The 18,109-nt window shown below is 38.2% G+C and carries 17 protein-coding genes and 1 pseudogene; 16 read left to right on the forward strand and 2 right to left on the reverse strand.

What is annotated here, in order from left to right:
* The 6 genes and pseudogenes from H7T93_RS08820 to H7T93_RS08845 form a co-directional block, all read left to right on the forward strand.
* Positions 1-628: pseudogene (locus tag H7T93_RS08820) on the forward strand (glycosyltransferase family 2 protein); the annotation flags it as partial.
* A gap of 33 nt (positions 629-661) precedes the next feature.
* Positions 662-1,822: a polysaccharide polymerase gene (locus H7T93_RS08825; protein WP_201041839.1), complete on the forward strand. Its 1,161-nt coding sequence runs from the start codon at positions 662-664 to the stop codon at positions 1,820-1,822.
* Positions 1,823-3,238: a flippase gene (locus tag H7T93_RS08830; protein WP_201041840.1), complete on the forward strand. Its 1,416-nt coding sequence runs from the start codon at positions 1,823-1,825 to the stop codon at positions 3,236-3,238. It abuts the gene before it with no gap.
* 10 nt (positions 3,239-3,248) lie between these two features.
* The gene (gene glf, locus H7T93_RS08835) at positions 3,249-4,349 is read left to right on the forward strand and encodes a UDP-galactopyranose mutase (RefSeq protein WP_201041841.1); all 1,101 of its coding nucleotides are present in this window, start codon (positions 3,249-3,251) and stop codon (positions 4,347-4,349) included.
* Positions 4,346-5,338, forward strand: a complete 993-nt coding sequence (locus H7T93_RS08840; RefSeq protein ID WP_021144211.1) for a stealth family protein — start codon at positions 4,346-4,348, stop codon at positions 5,336-5,338. Before glf ends, H7T93_RS08840 begins: the two co-directional genes overlap by 4 nt.
* Positions 5,339-5,348: 10 nt before the next feature.
* Positions 5,349-6,401, forward strand: coding sequence for a galactofuranosyltransferase (locus tag H7T93_RS08845; protein ID WP_201041842.1), 1,053 nt, complete (start codon positions 5,349-5,351; stop codon positions 6,399-6,401).
* 36 nt (positions 6,402-6,437) lie between these two features.
* Here the strand turns inward: H7T93_RS08845 and H7T93_RS08850 are convergent, their stop codons facing one another.
* A complete protein-coding gene (locus H7T93_RS08850) occupies positions 6,438-7,457 on the reverse strand; it encodes a phosphodiester glycosidase family protein (protein WP_201041847.1) in 1,020 nt (339 codons plus the stop codon).
* 145 nt (positions 7,458-7,602) lie between these two features.
* Here H7T93_RS08850 and H7T93_RS08855 point away from each other — a divergent pair, with 145 nt between their 5' ends.
* From H7T93_RS08855 to H7T93_RS08900, 10 genes are all read left to right on the forward strand, one after another.
* Entirely contained in the window at positions 7,603-8,421 is an 819-nt protein-coding gene (locus H7T93_RS08855; RefSeq protein ID WP_110981302.1) for a Cof-type HAD-IIB family hydrolase, read from the forward strand.
* 18 nt (positions 8,422-8,439) lie between these two features.
* Positions 8,440-9,042: a histidine phosphatase family protein gene (locus H7T93_RS08860; protein ID WP_201041849.1), complete on the forward strand. Its 603-nt coding sequence runs from the start codon at positions 8,440-8,442 to the stop codon at positions 9,040-9,042.
* The gene (locus tag H7T93_RS08865) at positions 9,039-9,647 is read left to right on the forward strand and encodes a histidine phosphatase family protein (protein ID WP_201041851.1); all 609 of its coding nucleotides are present in this window, start codon (positions 9,039-9,041) and stop codon (positions 9,645-9,647) included. Before H7T93_RS08860 ends, H7T93_RS08865 begins: the two co-directional genes overlap by 4 nt.
* Entirely contained in the window at positions 9,644-10,240 is a 597-nt protein-coding gene (locus tag H7T93_RS08870) for a histidine phosphatase family protein (protein WP_037600597.1), read from the forward strand. The genes H7T93_RS08865 and H7T93_RS08870 overlap by 4 nt, the downstream gene beginning before the upstream one ends.
* 77 nt (positions 10,241-10,317) lie before the next feature.
* Positions 10,318-11,454: an AI-2E family transporter gene (locus H7T93_RS08875; RefSeq protein ID WP_070577199.1), complete on the forward strand. Its 1,137-nt coding sequence runs from the start codon at positions 10,318-10,320 to the stop codon at positions 11,452-11,454.
* Positions 11,455-11,577: 123 nt separating this feature from the next.
* Entirely contained in the window at positions 11,578-13,014 is a 1,437-nt protein-coding gene (locus tag H7T93_RS08880; protein ID WP_021144203.1) for a glycoside hydrolase family 1 protein, read from the forward strand.
* Positions 13,015-13,260: 246 nt separating this feature from the next.
* The gene (locus H7T93_RS08885; RefSeq protein ID WP_201041853.1) at positions 13,261-13,539 is read left to right on the forward strand and encodes a phasin family protein; all 279 of its coding nucleotides are present in this window, start codon (positions 13,261-13,263) and stop codon (positions 13,537-13,539) included.
* Between the two features lie 17 nt (positions 13,540-13,556).
* A complete protein-coding gene (locus H7T93_RS08890; RefSeq protein ID WP_201041854.1) occupies positions 13,557-15,134 on the forward strand; it encodes an ABC1 kinase family protein in 1,578 nt (525 codons plus the stop codon).
* Positions 15,135-15,137: 3 nt separating this feature from the next.
* On the forward strand, positions 15,138-15,758 hold the full coding sequence (locus tag H7T93_RS08895) for an SGNH/GDSL hydrolase family protein (RefSeq protein WP_201041856.1): 621 nt from the start codon (positions 15,138-15,140) through the stop codon (positions 15,756-15,758).
* Positions 15,755-16,606 carry a patatin family protein gene (locus tag H7T93_RS08900; protein WP_201041858.1) on the forward strand — a complete coding sequence of 284 codons (852 nt, stop codon included), beginning with the start codon at positions 15,755-15,757 and terminating at the stop codon, positions 16,604-16,606. The genes H7T93_RS08895 and H7T93_RS08900 overlap by 4 nt, the downstream gene beginning before the upstream one ends.
* 26 nt (positions 16,607-16,632) lie before the next feature.
* Here H7T93_RS08900 and H7T93_RS08905 read toward each other — a convergent pair whose 3' ends face one another.
* Positions 16,633-17,973: a D-alanyl-D-alanine carboxypeptidase family protein gene (locus H7T93_RS08905; protein WP_201041861.1), complete on the reverse strand. Its 1,341-nt coding sequence runs from the start codon at positions 17,971-17,973 to the stop codon at positions 16,633-16,635.
* Positions 17,974-18,109: the final 136 nt, after the last annotated feature.

Consider the following 18,109-nt stretch of genomic DNA (forward strand, 5'->3'; position numbering starts at 1 on the left):
ATTTAGAAGTTGTTTTGTAGATTTATTTAAAACTGACATGATGTATAATGTTTGGTCAAGAGTATATAACAAATCGTTTATTTTAAAATACGATATTAAATTTCCTAGTAGGCCAATAGGAGAGGATACATTATTCAATTTTCAAGTTTATCGACATTTAAACACCATTCTATTTATTGATTCTACACTCTATAATTATATTGCTGGTAGAAGTGGTTCAGCATTAACCAGTTTTCATCCTAGGAGAATTGAAATTCAATTAGATGAACTTCAAGAATTACATAAATTGCTTGAACAGTTCCAATTAGAAGATGCTACATTAATGCAGGAAATTAAGACCAAAATTATCATAAGTTCAGTTTTTCAAATTTCTAATTTAAAGTTGAAAAGACAAGAAAAAATAGAATTACTACAGTCCGTTATTTCAAATAAAGCTTTTGAAAATATTTTTTCAGGGAATGGAGATCAAATCATTGGTCCTTATAATATGTTATTGAGACAGCGAAATATTTCTTCTTTTCTTAGAAGATTGAGTATTGATCTTCTCACCAAAAAAAAATTTCGGACAGTCATCTTTATTGAAAAAATGAAAATGAATCCAATCTTACGTAAAATTGCTTTTAAATAAATTAGCTATTCTTATAAACAGTAAAAGGGTATTATGTTAAAAATTAAGTTTGAGAACCTTTTGGTTATTTTGGTCTTATCGTTAATTGTTGGGTACGATGTTATTATGACTTCGGTTCTTAATAAAACTCTCCCTCAGTTACCAACTATTCTCTTGATTGGTGTTGTATTAGTGTTGTCACTAAGGTTTTTATTTATTAAAAATTTCAGTATATTATTCATTGTTTCAGGAATTCTTTTAATCGTAACAAGTTTATGTGTTTTTTTACAAACTGGTGCTACCAATTTTCTCCTATACTCATTATTGATTTTACTACTATACGATGTTGATGTAGATGTTATTTTAAAAACTTATGTGTTTGTTGCTGGTTCAATTGTCATAGGTATATTCTTACTTTCATTAATCGGTCTTCTACCAAATTTACAATTTGCTCAAGTTAGATCTTCTGGATTAGTTATAAGAAATTCATTTGGCTTTATTTATCCTACAGATTTTGCCTCACACTGTTTTTATTTGTTTATTGCTTGGGGATATTTACTTAGAGAAAAGTATATTTGGCTTAGGGTGGCAGTTGGAGTAGCTTTATCAGCCTTTATTATCAAATTTTGTGATGCTAGATTGAATTCTATGTCTATTTTGGTAGCTGTAATTATCTTTTTAGTAATGTACTATACTAATGAAAAGAAATTTAAAGTTTATTACATACTACCCTATTCTGCGGCAATTTTTTCATCATTGATGTTTTATTTGTCTTCCCATTTTTCTTTTTCTTCCCCATTTTTTGTTAAGTTGAATGATTTCTTCAGTATGAGACTTTTTTTGGGTAAAAATGCCCTTGATACATACAAGTTACATCTTTTTGGAACTAATAATGTAAAATTTATTGGTTATGGAGGTACTACAGAGTCAGTACTCAGCTATAATTATGTTGATTCCTCATATATTCAAATGTTATTCTACTATGGAATTGTTCCTGTAGTCTTGCTTGTATTAGTTTATGTTTTATCATCCAGGAGATTTTATAAAGAAGGCAAAATGTTATTTCTCGCATTACTTTCTCTGATAACTATTAATTGTATGATAGAAGCATTTTGGGTTAGACCAGGGTACAACATCTTCATGTTTACATTATTCGCAAGTTTAATTTCGATAAAAGAAATAAATGACGAGGAAAATAAAATGAAGGTACTATAAATGAAAGTTTTAAAAAATTACGCCTACAATCTTTCCTATCAATTACTGGTCATTGTTTTACCAATCATTACGACACCTTATGTTACTAGGATTTTTAGTTCTAAAGATTTAGGTACTTATGGTTACTTTAATTCGATTGTGACCTACTTTATTCTTTTGGCGACTTTAGGTGTTGCTAACTATGGTACTAAAGAGATTTCAGGACATCGAAAGGATATTCGTAAAAATTTCTGGGGTATTTATACCCTCCAATTGATTGCGACTATTTTGTCTCTTGTCTTGTATACATCATTATGTTTGTTCTTTCCTGGTATGCAAAATATGGTGGCTTATATCTTAGGATTAAGCTTGATATCGAAAGGAATGGATATTTCTTGGTTATTCCAAGGTTTGGAGGATTTTCGTCGTATTACCGCTAGGAATACAACGGTAAAGGTTTTAGGAGTTATTTCTATCTTCCTATTTGTGAAAACATCTGGTGATTTGTATCTCTATGTTTTCCTATTGACCTTCTTTGAATTGCTTGGGCAATTAAGTATGTGGTTACCAGCGAGACCTTACATTGGAGAACCACAATTTGATTTATCCTATGCTAAGAAACATCTTAAACCTGTTATTTTGCTGTTTCTCCCTCAGGTTGCCATTTCACTATACGTGACTTTGGATCGTACGATGTTGGGAGCCTTGTCATCTACCAATGACGTCGGTATTTATGACCAGGCATTGAAGATTATCAATATCCTCTTAACACTAGTGACGTCTTTAGGTAGTGTAATGCTTCCTAGGGTATCTGGTCTTTTATCTAGCGGAGATCATAAGGCCGTTAACAAGATGCATGAGTTGTCTTTCTTGATTTATAATCTTGTGATTTTCCCGATAATAGCAGGTCTCTTGATTGTTAATAAGGACTTTGTGAGTTTCTTCCTAGGGAAAGATTTCCAAGAGGCTTATCTGGCCATTGCTATTATGGTCTTTAGGATGTTCTTTATCGGTTGGACAAATATTATGGGAATACAGATTTTGATTCCACATAATAAACATCGTGAGTTTATGCTCTCTACGACTATTCCGGCTGTTGTCAGTGTTGGACTTAATCTCTTGTTAATTCCTCCATTTGGTTTTGTCGGGGCCTCAATTGTATCAGTTTTAACAGAGGCTTTGGTATGGGTTATTCAATTGAATTTTTCAAGGAGATTCATCAAAGATGTGTCTATCCTTCCAGCCATGTCAAAAATCATCTTAGCATCAGTTGTCATGTATCTTGGACTCTTTGTCTTTAAGATGTTTGTCCAATTTAAACCTATGCTTAATGTAGCAGTAGATGGTCTTGTCGGTGCTATCATTTATATCGTCTTGATTATTGTCTTACGTGTCGTTGATATGAAAGACTTGAAACAACAGTTAATGAAAAACTAAGGAGAAAAATATGTACGATTATCTTATCGTTGGTGCTGGTTTGTCTGGAGCAATCTTCGCACACGAAGCAACTAAACGCGGTAAAAAAGTAAAAGTGATTGACAAGCGTGATCACATCGGTGGTAATATCTACTGTGAAGATGTTGAAGGTATTAACGTTCACAAGTATGGTGCCCACATTTTCCATACCTCAAACAAAAAGGTTTGGGACTATGTTAACCAATTTGCTGAATTTAACAACTATATCAACTCACCAATTGCTAACTACAAGGGCAGTTTTTACAATCTTCCGTTCAACATGAACACTTTCTATGCTATGTGGGGCACTAAGACTCCTCAAGAAGTTAAGGACAAGATTGCTGAGCAAACGGCTGATATGAAAGATGTTGAGCCTAAAAACTTGGAAGAACAAGCGATCAAGTTGATTGGTCCAGATATCTACGAAAAGTTGATTAAGGGATATACTGAAAAACAATGGGGACGTTCTGCCACAGACCTTCCACCATTTATCATCAAACGTCTCCCTGTTCGTCTGACTTTTGATAACAACTACTTTAATGACCGTTATCAAGGGATTCCAATCGGTGGTTACAATGTCATCATTGAAAATATGCTTGGAGATGTAGAAGTAGAGCTTGGAGTTGACTTCTTTGCCAATCGTGAAGAGCTTGAAGCTTCAGCTGAAAAAGTTGTCTTTACAGGAATGATTGACCAGTACTTTGATTATAAACATGGTGAGTTGGAGTATCGCAGTCTTCGTTTTGAACACGAAGTCTTGGATGAAGAAAATCATCAAGGAAATGCCGTGGTCAACTACACAGAGCGTGAGATTACTTATACTCGTATCATTGAGCATAAGCATTTCGAGTATGGTACACAACCTAAGACAGTCATCACACGTGAATACCCAGCTGATTGGAAACGTGGAGATGAACCATACTACCCAATCAATGATGAAAAGAACAATGCCATGTTTGCTAAGTACCAAGAAGAAGCTGAGAAAAATGACAAGGTTATCTTCTGTGGACGTCTTGCAGATTATAAATACTACGACATGCACGTGGTCATTGAGCGTGCTCTAGAAGTCGTTGAGAAAGAATTTACTAGATGACACAAGAAAAAATTGATATCGTTGTTCTTTGGGTAGATGGAAGTGCCCCAGAGTTTATCCGTGAGAAACAAGCAGTTACTGAGAATGTTTCTGATTTGAACCAAGATATTGATGGTGAGCAACGTTATCGTGATTATGGTATTTTTAATTACTGGTTCCGAATGATTGAAAAGCATGCTCCTTGGGTAAATAATGTCTATTTGATTACCAATGGGCAAAAGCCAGACTGGTTGAATTTGGAACATCCAAAACTCAAATTGGTTACTCATAGGGAATTTATGCCTAAAGAATATCTACCGACCTATAATTCAGCAGCTATTGAGCTTAATCTTCATCGTATTGAAGGATTGTCGGAGAACTACTTGTATTTCAATGATGATATGTACTTGATTAGAGACAGTCAACCTTCAGATTTTTATAAAAATGGTCAGCCTAAGCTTTTAGCTGTTTATGATGCCTTAGTTCCTTGGTCACCATTTACGAATACTTATCACAACAATGTTGAATTAATTTATCGCCATTTTCCTAATAAGAAGGCTTTGAAGTCTTCGCCATGGAAATTCTTTAATTTCCGTTATGGTTCCTTGGTTTTGAAAAACTTGTTACTCTTGCCTTGGGGTCCTACGGGATACGTGAACCAGCATTTACCTGTTCCGATGAAGAAGAGTACCTTGGCACATTTATGGGAAATTGAAGGTGAAACTTTAGATAAAACATCGCGAAATCCAATTAGAGACTATGGAGTAGATGTTAATCAATACATCTGTCAGCATTGGCAAATTGAAAGTAACCAGTTTTACCCTATGTCTAAAAGTTTCGGAGAGACAATCGGTTTGAATCAGGTGGATAAGCTGGAATCTATCTTTAAAGATAGACGTAAAAAACTACTTTGTGTGAATGATGATGTTGACTTTAAAGAGGAGAATATCATTCGTTTTAAGGAAATCTTGAATGAATACTATCCTGAAAAATCAGCTTTTGAAAAATGAGAAATAAGAGATGAAATACTATTTAAAAGAAGAATTTTTACACGATAACAATGTCAAAAATGCTGGAAATAAGGCACGGAATGATGTTGAAGTAATTTTAAATAAATTGGGTTATTCTCCATTAAAAGTTTTGGTTAAAGACTGGTATCAAATGAATGTGCTAAATGCTCAGATTCATAAATATAGAGCACATTCTAAAGCCTTTAAATTCTTAAACAAAAATGATGAAATCGTGATTCAATTTCCTTTGTTACATCATACTTTATTTCTTAGCAATTTGTTAAGAAAACTAAAAAACAAAGGTGTTAAAGTCTATTTTCTAATTCATGATTTAGAAACACTTCGTTTTGTGAATGATAAAACTTTACCCTTTAGGATGAAGTTACGGATGAAATTAACTGAAAGCGATACGTTCCGTAACGTTACAGGTATCATTGCCCACAATCCAATTATGAAATCTGTTTTAGTGGATAAAGGGGTTGAGGCAGATAAGATTGTTAGCCTTGGCATTTTCGACTATTTGATTCCAAATTTCCAAGAGAAGACGGGTCTTACTAAGAATCAGCCAATCATTGTAGCTGGTAATTTGGCTCAGGAAAAAGCTGGTTATCTTTACTCTCTTCCTGCAGAACCTGCTTATAACCTTTATGGTGTCGGCTTCGACGAAAGCAGAGCTCTTGAGAATGAGAACTACTTTGGTTCCTTCCTACCTGATGAGCTTCCTGCAGCCCTTGAGGGTGGTTTTGGGCTTGTCTGGGATGGCGACAGTGCTGAGACATGTAGTGGTGTTTTCGGCGAGTACCTTCGCTATAACAACTCTCACAAGGCATCACTTTACTTGGCCTCAGGATTTCCGCTTGTCGTTTGGAAACAGTCAGCCTTATCTCATTTTGTGCTTGAGAACGGCTGTGGAATTGCAGTAGAGTCACTTCATGAATTGAAGGCGACAATTGACAATCTTTCAGATACTGATTACCAAGATTTGGTTGAAAATACCAAGCGTATCGGTAAAGGTATTCGTGATGGTCACTACCTACTTACTGCATTGAACAATTTAAAATAAGATAAAAAATCCTCATTTTAGTGAGGATTTTTTGCATTATTTGGAGACTTCAAACTGGTATTGGGTTCCTGGAACTTTTCCATTTGAATAGATTGCTTGAATATAGTCGTCATAAGTGATTGACTTGGATTTACCTGCTTTTACGAGCTCTGGATCACGCCATATATTTGGATCAGCAGCATTAGTATCACGCTTGGTGAGGTAGAGGTACTCAATATAGGTTCTATTGTCGACAAAGGCACCAGCAACCTTTTCCTTACCATTATCAGATCGCGTGTACATACGAGTCGTTCCACCACCATCTAGTAGGAAGGCAAGACGGATATTCGAGTAGCCTATATTTTTTAAAAGCTTATAGACGTCTTCGTGATTCAAGCCCTTATTGAGGGAGTTGTGGCCATAGGTTTGGATAATACGGATAATACCATCATAGGTCTCTACGTAAATGGAACGAGCATTTGGTTGGTCAGGATCACCTTTTTCCCAGGTTTTATCTACTTTTTTATCTTTAATGAGAATACCAAAGGCACCTGTATTCCAACCGTTGCTTCCCATGTGGGTAAACATTTTAGCTGTGTCGATATTTGGATAGGTTCCGGCAGTGATATTATTTTGATCATCTCCATATAGAAGGCCTGTTTTTCCCAATTCGATTTCCTTTTGAGCGAAAGGACGATCTAGCCCTTCGTAAGACCAAAAACCAGAGTTAATAAGAGCAAGAGCTTCACGTCGCTTAGCTTCGTACTTAATACTTTGCTCTGTGAGTTCAGGATTATTATCTTCGGTTCTTCCTTTTTGTAGGACATATTTTCCGTCCTTCTTGAAGGAGAGAATCTGCATGTCTACATTTTTAATATTGCCTTTTTCAAGTAAGACAGACTGATCTAAGAGCTCTTTATTCTTTATGGTGAAGTTCAATCCATCTTTATTTGATGGGATGGAAAGTTTCTTAATATCTCGATTGTTGAAATAGATGGTGAGGTAGAGCAGTCCACCAACTATGGCACCTATCATTAGAAGAGAAAATAGTATTCTTAAAATATTCTTCAATTTCATACTATAATTATAAACAATCTAGGCTGACAAAACAATCCTAAGACCATTAAATATCCAAGAATAGTATCAGTTTTTCCTAGTATGGTACTGGTAAGCGTTTTCCAAAAGGGTTATAATAGGGATAAGTTAGTCAAGGAGGTGCTTTATGACCATTAAGGTGATTGCATCAGATATGGATGGAACATTTTTAGACGATAAAGGGAGCTATGATAAGGAGCGTTTTAGTCAGATTTTGGATGCCATGGCTGCGCGTGATATGCACTTTGTCGTTGCATCAGGTAATAGTATGAGTCGCCTTAAACCCATGCTTGCGGAGACTTTTGACCGACTGCATTTTGTAGCTGAAAATGGAGGTCAGGTGGTTAGCTATGGCAAGCTTCTGTGTCAGGAGTTTATGGCGTCAAATGATGTTGAAAACTTGCTAAGCTATTTTAATTATGATTTGTTGGATAGGCCAACTATATTTAATGGTGCTCAAGGCTCCTATATGTTAAAAGGGTCTAGGGTCAATTTTGCTGAGATGATAACAGAAGAAGAGCAAAAAGCCCTTGAAGCAGCCATTCAGCGTTTGAATGGGTTGGAGGATTTAGATGATGATTTCATCAAGATTACCATGTTGCTGAGTCCTGAAGAGGCTAATCGTGTGTCACAGGCTTTTAATCGTGATTTTGATGGCAATCTAGTTGCTGTTCCCAGTGGTTTTGGTGCTATTGACTTCATTCAAAAAGGCATGCACAAGGCTTGGGGGCTCAAGCAACTTCTTAAACACTGGGGCTTGTCTGAGTCCAATGTCATGGCCTTCGGTGATGGAGACAATGATCTTGAGCTCTTGCAAATGGCTGGTCGCTCTTATGCTATGGAAAATGCCAGTCCAGCTATTTTACAAGTGGCTGATCAGATTGCTCCCCATCATAAAGACCAAGGAGTATTGACTGTCTTAGAAGATTATTTAGGATTGATTTAAAGAAAGTATGGTGGAGTAATGAAGTTATATTTGATGAGACATGGTGAGACACTATTTAATACACAAAAGCGAGTTCAGGGCTGGTGTGACTCGCCCTTGACTGAAAATGGGATTTGGCAAGCAGAACAAGCCAAGCAGTACTTCGCAAAGAAAGGTATTTCTTTTGATGCTGTCTACTCCTCTACGCAAGAGAGGGCTACTGATACGGCCAAGATTGTGGCGCCTGACTATTCGGTAACCCAGCTCAAGGGAATTAAAGAAATGAACTTTGGGTCTTTTGAAGCTCAACCAGAGCACCTCCTCCCCAAACATCGACCAGGTTCACGATCCTTTGAAGATCTTTTGGTCCCATACGGTGGTGAAGATATTCGCGAGGTCGGTCAGAGGGTCTTAAAGACTGTCTTAGAGAAAGCAGAAGCACACACTAAAGATGGTGCTGAGAATCTCCTATTTGTCAGTCATGGGGCGGCTTTATGGGGATTAATCATTACCATAGACTTAGCCTTTCCTGAAGGAGTGCGTTTTGGGAATTGCAATATTTGTGTTTATGATTATAACCAAGGTCAATTGGAGCTTCTTCAGGTGATTGATCCGATTTCTGGTTTAGAGGTAACATTATGAAAGAATTTTATTTAATGAGGCATGGAGAAACACGATTTAATGTTCAGCATAGGCTTCAGGGGGTCTGCGATGCCCCTTTGACGGAAGTCGGGATTGAACAGGCTAAAAAGGCTGGTCAGTATCTAGCCAAGCAAGAGCCAATTTTTGATCATGTCTTTACGTCAACCTCTGAGAGAGCTAGCGATACTCTAGAAATTGTGACAGGACGAACAGACTATGAAAGACTTAAAGGGCTTAAAGGACAGGATTTTGGTGCTTTTGAAGGGCAGCCAGAGTATCTTACTCCTAAAACCTTACCTGATGGACAAGGCTTTGGTGATTACTTTGTTCAATTTGGTGGCGAGAGTACGAGCCAGGTCCGGGATCGTATGGAGTTGACGATTAGGGCCATCATGGAGAGTGTGGCCGATGGTTCTAAGTCCTTGCTGGTTAGTCATGGTCCATCTATTTTGCAATTCTGTAGACGTGTTTTAGATCCTGTTCCAGATATTCGTGGTCTTAAAAATTGTTGTATTTTACACTTTACTTATGACCAAGGTCAATTTGGACTGGTCTCAGTTTATAATCCAGTAGAAGAAGAGTATATCTATGGAGGTGAAGAATGACACGATTCTATTTAATGCGACATGGACAAACACTTTTTAACACACTCAATCGAATTCAAGGTTGGTGTGATTCCCCTTTGACTGAAAAAGGTCAGGACCAGGCTCGTCAGGTGCGTGCCTATTTTGAAAAACATGGTTTGACTTTTGATCAGTATTACTGCACGACTACTGAAAGAGCTTCTGATACGCTTGAATTGGCTACTGGGGGTACTGATTATAAACGTGTTAAGGGACTTAAAGAGATGCACTTCGGTATCTTTGAGGGGCAACCGGAGTATCTTCATCCTAAAATTCAAATTCAGGGGCATTTCGGTGACCATTATGCTCAGTTTGGTGGGGAAAGTCAAGATCAGTTTGTAGAACGAGTGGTAAATGGTGCAAGAGAGATAGTGGATAAACATCCTAACCAATCTATTTTGGCTGTCAGTCACGCAGGAGCTTTGATGACTTTTCTTCATGCTGTGGAGCCGGAGCGTACCTTTCAGTCTTGTCCAGGCAATTGCGCCATCTTAGTCTTTGATTACGATGGATCGAACTTTCACTTTGTCAAACTGATTGATCCTTTAACGGATCAAGAGTTGGTGGAATTTTAGTGGCTTTCATGATCAAAGATAGTAAGAAACCCTTTCTTAGTGTATAATGGAAGTGTATTTTAAATTATGGAGTGCCTATGAAATTTACAAAAAATCAGTTCATTTGGTTGGCTGTCCTCTTTTTCAGCTGTTTCTTGATCTATACTTACTGGGAAACAGTTATTTCAATTTGTAACACCATTTACGTTGCCAGTCAGCCCTTCCTGGTTGGAGCAGGGATTGCCTTTGTGGTAAATATCCTGATGTCTTTTTATGAGAAGCTGCTGGTCAAGTTTATTCCATTTGGTTTTATCGCTAAAATCAAGCGACCTATTGCTCTGCTCTCGGCATTGGGAACCATTGGCTTGGTCTTTACTTGGGTAGTATTCACTGTCCTTCCTGATTTGATTGACAGTATCAACACCTTAATTAGTCAAGACCGCTCAGCTATTAATAATTTGATTAATTGGTTGCTTAAGAACAAATCCTTGCAAAAAATTATTCAAGATTTTGGTGGTGTGACACAGGTTAGAGAGCTAATCAATAGCTACAGTGCTCAGTTGCTTCAACAAATCATGAATGGTTTGACCAGTTTCTTGACTTCTTTAACGAGTCTGCCATCAACCTTGATTAATCTTTTTATCAGTATTGTCTTTTCTTGTTATGTCTTAGCTGGAAAAGAGAAACTTGGGAATCAGGTCAATCGTTTGGTAGACGTCTATTTAGGACGTTATGGTAAGACTTTCCACTATGTAGTTGCTATTCTCAATAATCGATTTCGTAATTTCTTCGTCTATCAGTCGCTTGAGGCTTGTATTTTGGGGACCTTGTGTTATATTGGGATGATTATCTTTAATTTCCCATACGCTGCAACTATCTCTATCCTGATTGGTTTTTCAGCAATGATTCCAGTTGTGGGGGCTTATATTGGTGTGACGATTGGTACCATCTTGATTATGACACATTCTGTGACCTTGGCGCTTTTGTTTGTTGCCTACGTGGTTATTTTGCAGCAGTTTGAAGGGAATCTCATCTATCCTTATGTGGTCGGTGGATCTACCGGACTTCCTGGTATTTGGGTTATCTTCGCAATCACCATAGGTTCTGCCTTGGGTGGTATCTTAGGTATGTTGGTTTCTGTGCCAGTAGCCGCAACCCTATATCAGATTGTTAAAGATAATGTTGTTAGGCGAGAAGAAGCCAAAGCAGCAAATGCTCTTGAAAGTAATGACTAATTAAAACAGACTTCGGTCTGTTTTTTTCGTGCTATAGTATCAGATTTCAAGAAGATAGTATAAGTGTAATCGTTTTCTAAGTGTTATACTATTAGTAAATTGAACAATGCAAGGAGATAAAAGATGACATATACATTTCCGAAAGAATTTCTCTGGGGTGGTGCAACAGCTGCCAACCAGTTTGAGGGTGCTTACAACCTAGATGGCAAAGGCTTGTCCGTACAGGATGTAACGCCAAAAGGCGGTGTTCCCTTTGAACCCGGGGCCTTGAATCCTTTGATTACTGACCAACCAACACCAGATAATCTAAAACTAGAAGGTATAGATTTCTATCACCGTTATAAAGAAGACATAGCACTTTTTGCAGAGATGGGCTTTAAGGTCTTCCGCATGTCAATTGCATGGACTCGTATCTTTCCAAATGGTGATGATGCCGAGCCAAATGAAGCAGGTCTAGCCTTCTACGATAAGGTTTTTGATGAATTGGCCAAATATGGCATCGAACCGCTTGTAACCTTGTCCCATTATGAAACACCACTCAACTTGGCGCGTCGGTACAATGGATGGACTAATCGTAAATTAATTGGTTTTTATGAGAATTATGTTCGTACAGTCTTCACACGTTATAAAGATAAGGTCAAATATTGGTTGACCTTTAATGAAGTGAACTCTGTTTTACACGCACCGTTCATGTCAGGTGGGATTTCAACTCCGATGGAAGAGCTCTCTAAACAGGATCTTTACCAAGCAGTTCACCATGAGTTAGTCGCTTCGGCTTCAGCAACCAAGATCGGTCATGAAATCAACCCTGACTTTAAGATTGGATGTATGGTTCTTGCCATGCCAGCTTATGGAATGACAGCAAATCCTTTGGATCAGTTGGCTGTTCACGAGTTTGAAAATCAAAACTATCTCTTCTCAGATATCCATGCGCGTGGGAAATATCCAAACTATATTAAACGCTATTTCAAAGAGAATGGTATTGAAATACAATTTGCTCCAGGTGATGAAGAAATCTTGAAGAATACCGTTGATTTTATTTCATTCTCATATTATATGTCTGTGGCAACAGCACACAATCCGCAAGACTATAAGGTTGGAAAAGGCAACATCTTAGGTGGTGTCGAAAATCCCTACCTTGAAAAATCTGAATGGGGTTGGGCTATTGATCCAATCGGTCTTCGATTAGTTTTGAATGACTTCTATGATCGATATCAGTTGCCATTGTTTATCGTCGAAAATGGTTTAGGTGCCAAGGATGTTCTCGTTGATGGCCCAGATGGTCCAACAGTTGAAGATGATTATCGTATTGATTACCTTCAAAAACACTTGATTCAAGTTGGCGAAGCCCTTCAAGACGGTGTAGAACTTTGGGGCTATACGACATGGGGGCCAATTGATTTGGTATCAGCTTCAACGGCTGAACTCAGTAAACGTTATGGCTTTATCTACGTTGATCGCAATGATGATGGTAGTGGTAGCTTGGCTCGTTATAAGAAAAAATCATTTGTTTGGTATAAGTCTGTTATCGAAAGTAATGGTGAAGCCCTTTACAAATAGAGTATGACTAAGAATCTCAAAAATATTCGAGATTCTTTTTTAGTATTAAAGTACAACTTTGATATATCTGGATTTCTGTTGACATGAGTAAAAAGAGAGTATTTTAATACACAATAACTTTGTTTATGTTATTCCACATATTTTCTGAAAAAGTGGTAGAATAAAAGTGTGAAAACGTTCTTATATTTTCTGAAGAAGTAGCTAGTCTATTTCTTTGCTTTTCCTACTTAGATGGAGGTAACGATAATGAATGATTTGAAAAGAGTTCTCTTGGCTGGTATTGGCTTGACTGCTATGACAGTAGATAAAGCTGATAGTTTTGTCAAAGAGTTGGTTGAAAAGGGGCGTTTGACTGTTGAAGAAGGTAAGGAACTAGAACAAGAGCTCAAACGTCAAAGTAAAGAAGAAGCTCAAGAATTTTTGAATAAACTTGATGCTAAGAAATCTTCAGTTGAGTATGCGACTAAGGATGACGTGAAACGTCTTGAAGAAAAACTTGACGCTTTGCTCAGTCAAAATAAATAAAATGTAAGGAGACTAAAATGGCAAGTAAACGATTGAGACATGTGTTGAAGGTTTTCTCGTCAGTTGGTCTCCTTTCTTATCGTGAAAAACACCTTCCTCAAGACCAACAGACAACACCCATCAAGCTACGCCAAGCCTTTGAGCAATTGGGACCTAGTTTTGTTAAAATTGGTCAAATCCTATCCACGCGCTCTGACCTCTTGCCAGAAACCTATATCAGAGAATTATCAAAACTCCAGAGTTCAGTTCCTCCCTTGAATAAAGAGGAAGTCATGACGGCCATTAGGAGAGAATTACCCAGTGAGCTTTCTGACAGTTTTCTTGATTTTTCGGAAGAGCCCTTGGCTTCTGGTTCTGTAGCTCAGACCCATAGGGCTAGATTGTTGTCTGGTCAGGAAGTGATTGTAAAAATTCAGCGACCTGGTATTGATGAGGTCGTTAAGGAAGATATTCAGCTTCTCATTAAGCTTGCACGCCATATTCCAAAACATTTTATACCTATGGTCGATGTTCAGGAGGTTTTGGAAAATCTGCGAGAAACCCTAATTAAGGAACTTGATTTCAGAAATGAAGCAGAGGCCATGAAGCGTTTTAAGGCAAATAACAGGGCTGTTGCTTGTCTAGGTGTCCCGGAGGTCTATGATTCCTTTACGACGCCACACCTCATAGTCGAAGAGTACATCGATGGGATTCCACTTAATGACTACAGCCAACTGATTGAGGCTGGCTATGACTTGGAAGATGTGGGTAAGAAACTAATGCTGTCATTTATCAAGCAGGTTTTCAAAGATGGCTATTTTCATGGTGACCCTCATCCTGGTAATCTCTTGGTACGTGATGGCAAGATTTGTTTCATTGACTTTGGGATTATGGGTGAGTTGGAAGTGGGGATGCGTGCGTCCTTAAATGACATCCTATATAGTTTTACTGCTCAGGATGTTGACGGCATGACTAAGGCTATCTTGTCAGTCACCCAGTTTGATAATGGTCTAAACCGTGCGGTTCTAAGTCAGGATGTCGAGCAGATGCTGGGGCGTTATTCTGGTGTTGACTTGGGAAGTCTGTCCATGACAGATTTGCTAGAGGATTTACTGGCTATTTTCCAGAAGAACCATCTTAAGGCTTCCTCTCAAATTACCATTTTGGAGAAGGCTTCGCTTCAAATTGAAGGTATTTTCCGAGAGTTAGCCCCAAATATGGATTTGATGACTTTAGCCAAGGATTACTTCCTAGAAAATATGGGCCCTGACATGCTTAAACAGGCCCTGAATAAAGAGAGTATCTTGATTGAACTCTTTTATCTGATTCGCAATGGGAAAAATATTCCACGTCGCCTGCATCAGCTCTTGGAGCAGATTTTAAACGGACGAATTGTAGTAAACCATGATTTTATTAACTTTTCAGGTCGAATTAAAGTCTTTGAGAAAGTTTTAAATAATCTGGTTTTAGCCTTGTTGACATTGGGATTTCTACTTTCCGGTGCCCTTTTGGCCAATAAATCAGGCTTCGAAAATCTTGCCTGGCTATTTCTTGGATTTGGAATTTTCCTAGCTTTAATCACGGTAGTGCGTATAATATTTAAGAAAAAAGGATAAAGTATGATTGAAACAACTAGGCCTGAGCTTGTGGCCTATCAAGAAGAGCGTTTAGCCAAATTTGTGAATGAAAATCAAAAGTTAGACAAAGGCCAAATTGTTTTTGCAGGGGACTCCATCACGGAGTTTTTTGCGTTGAAAAAATATTTAGGTCGAGAGTTGCCCTTGGTAAACCGTGGGATTGCAGGAACAGACTCGGTTTGGCTTTTAGAACACCTTAAAGAGCAAGTTTTAGATTTGGAACCCAGTAAATTGGTACTCTTGATTGGTATTAACGACATCGGAAGGGGCTACCCCATTCGAGATATTGTCACTCGTATTTCCGATATTATCATGACAGTTCGTCAGGAATCCCTCTTTACTGAGCTCTATTTGCTGAGTATTTTTCCGGTTAGTGAAAAATCACAATATGCTTCTAAGGTTAAGATTCGAAATAATGCGACTGTCCGTGAACTTAATCAACAATTGGCTGTTCTCCCTGGTGTAACCTATGTTGATCTTTATGATTACCTGACAGATGCTCAGGGACAGTTAAATGACACTTACACAACGGATGGTTTACACTTGAGTCCACAAGGTTATCAAGTCCTAGCAAAACCAATCAAGAAGGAGATTTTAGAATGAAGGTAGGCTTAGTCCTCGAAGGCGGGGGGATGCGTGGCTTATACACTGCTGGTGTTTTAGATGCCTTTTTAGAAGCTGGAATCAAAGTAGACGGCGTTGTATCAGTATCAGCTGGAGCGCTTTTTGGTGTTAATTACCTTTCTAACCAGCCCAAAAGAGCCCTGCGCTACAACAAACGGTTCATGGGAGACCGTCGCTACATGAGTTTCTGGTCATGGCTGACAACCGGTAACTTCGTTAATAAGGAGTTCTCCTATTATAAGGTTCCAATGGAGTTAGACGTTTTTGATCAGGAGGCCTTTGCTGATTCGGGTGTTCCCTTCTATGTGGTTACTACAGATATTGAGACCGGAAAACCAGACTATATCAAGATTGATCATGTCTTTGAGCAGATGGAAGCTCTTCGTGCAAGTTCCGCCCTACCTTTGGTTTCTGAAATTGTCGAGTACAAGGGTAAACGCTATATGGATGGCGGTCTGTCTGATAGTCTTCCCATTGATTTTATGGAAAATTTGGGCTTTGACAAACTCATTGTCGTTCTGACGCGTCCTAAGGGCTACCGTAAAGAGCCATCTAAAACGAGTAAGCGAATCTACAAGCTCTTTTACCGCAAATATCCTGAATTCGTTGATGTGGCATCAAATCGCCATATCCACTACAATAAGAGTATTGAAAAGATTGAGGCTTTGGAAAAAACTGGAAATCTTTATGCCATTCGTCCAAAGCATGCGCTTGAAGTTGGTCGATTGGAGAAGGATCCTGAAAAGTTTGAGGCCATCTATCAAGAGGGATTGGAACAAATGCGAAATGAGATGTCTCATCTCAAAACATTTCTTGGAGACAACTAAAAACGTGCTCTGTTGAGCACGTTCTTTTAGTTATTCATTTGTCGAGCTTGACGGCGTTCGTTGACTTTTTGACGACGTTTTTTCTCATTGATAAAAATCAAGTAGACGACATAAAGTGGTAATAAGAGGAAGCAGAACAAGGCAAAATGTTTCATAAAGTTATGCTTATTGCTTGTTTGTTTCTCTTTTTGACCTCCAGAGAAGAGGAAGAAGCCAGTTTTAGTTGCCTTGACAGTACTTGCTTTAATCTTAGGTGACACTGTTTTCAAACCATTATCGACAAGGACATAATCATCTTTAACACTAATCTTAGGCTCTTGTCCTTTTTTGACTGTGGCATAGACATCTTTTTGGACATCGTATTTTTTACCATCAATCTTTTGTTTGCCCTTGCTTAGGACTTTCTTGTAGGAATAGTCTTTAAACATTTTCTCAATGAGGGAGTTACCGAAGGCATGGCGGATTTTTTCGCTACTTTCGTCTTCCCAATTTCCAACGCCTAGGATAACTGAAATGACACGCTGATTACCACGCTTACATGTGGAGATGTAGTTGTAATCTCCACGAGGACTTGAGCCTGTTTTTAGGCCATCGACTCCTTTGAGGCCATAATCAGCACCAGGCAAGGAGTAGTTGTAATTTTCAAAGGTTTCCTCGTATGGTGTTCCTTTTTTGACAGTTACTGTCTGTTGGCTAGTGTATTTAAGGATTTCAGGGTGATGTTTGATAAGGTTATAAGCCATGATAGACAAATCACGAGCTGTCGTCTGGTTAGAGTGGTTATTGTCATAACGTTTAGGCGTGTAGTAGCCTTTGTAAGATGCCGCCCCAGCTCCAGAGGCATTATACCATTTAGTGTTTGTCATGCCGAGCTCTTTAGACTTTTCGTTCATGCGATCAATCCACTTGTCAGGATCATTATTACTGAGATAGTTGGCAAGCATGACTGTTGCTGCATTTGAAGAGGGAACAGCGGTCATAGTGATAAGTTCCGAAACCGTGTATTTTACTCCAGAAACAATCTTGTTGTTTGAGATTTCGTAGATATTAGCAATAGCCTCATCGATTGGCTTGGCTGTAATCACGGTGTCTTCTTTGATTTCTCCCTTTGACAAAGCATCAAAAACCAAGTAGAGAGACATGGCCTTACTCATAGAAGCAGGGTCACGTACTTCATCAATGTTATCTTGCCAAAGGATATCACCAGTATTTGCATCAATCAAAAGTGATGATTTAGGTCTATAGGTCTCGGTGGCTTCCTTGTAGCCCGCTTTTTGTGCTATATCTACTAGTTGGTCAGCGGACGACAGACTGGGAGATAAAGCTAGACTAGCTACCAGGAAGAGTCCTAACAATTTCTTTTTCAAAATAATCTCCTTAGTAACAATGTTTATATGCTCTTTTAAAAGGCATCCATTAATCTATTTTTGTTATATGTTTGTAAAAAAAGTCATACTGGTCTATTATAGCATAGTTTTGGGTGATTTTATCAGTATTCTTTGG

It is taken from the genome of Streptococcus sp. 9.1 (assembly GCF_016648815.1).
Lineage (GTDB): Bacteria > Bacillota > Bacilli > Lactobacillales > Streptococcaceae > Streptococcus > Streptococcus salivarius_E.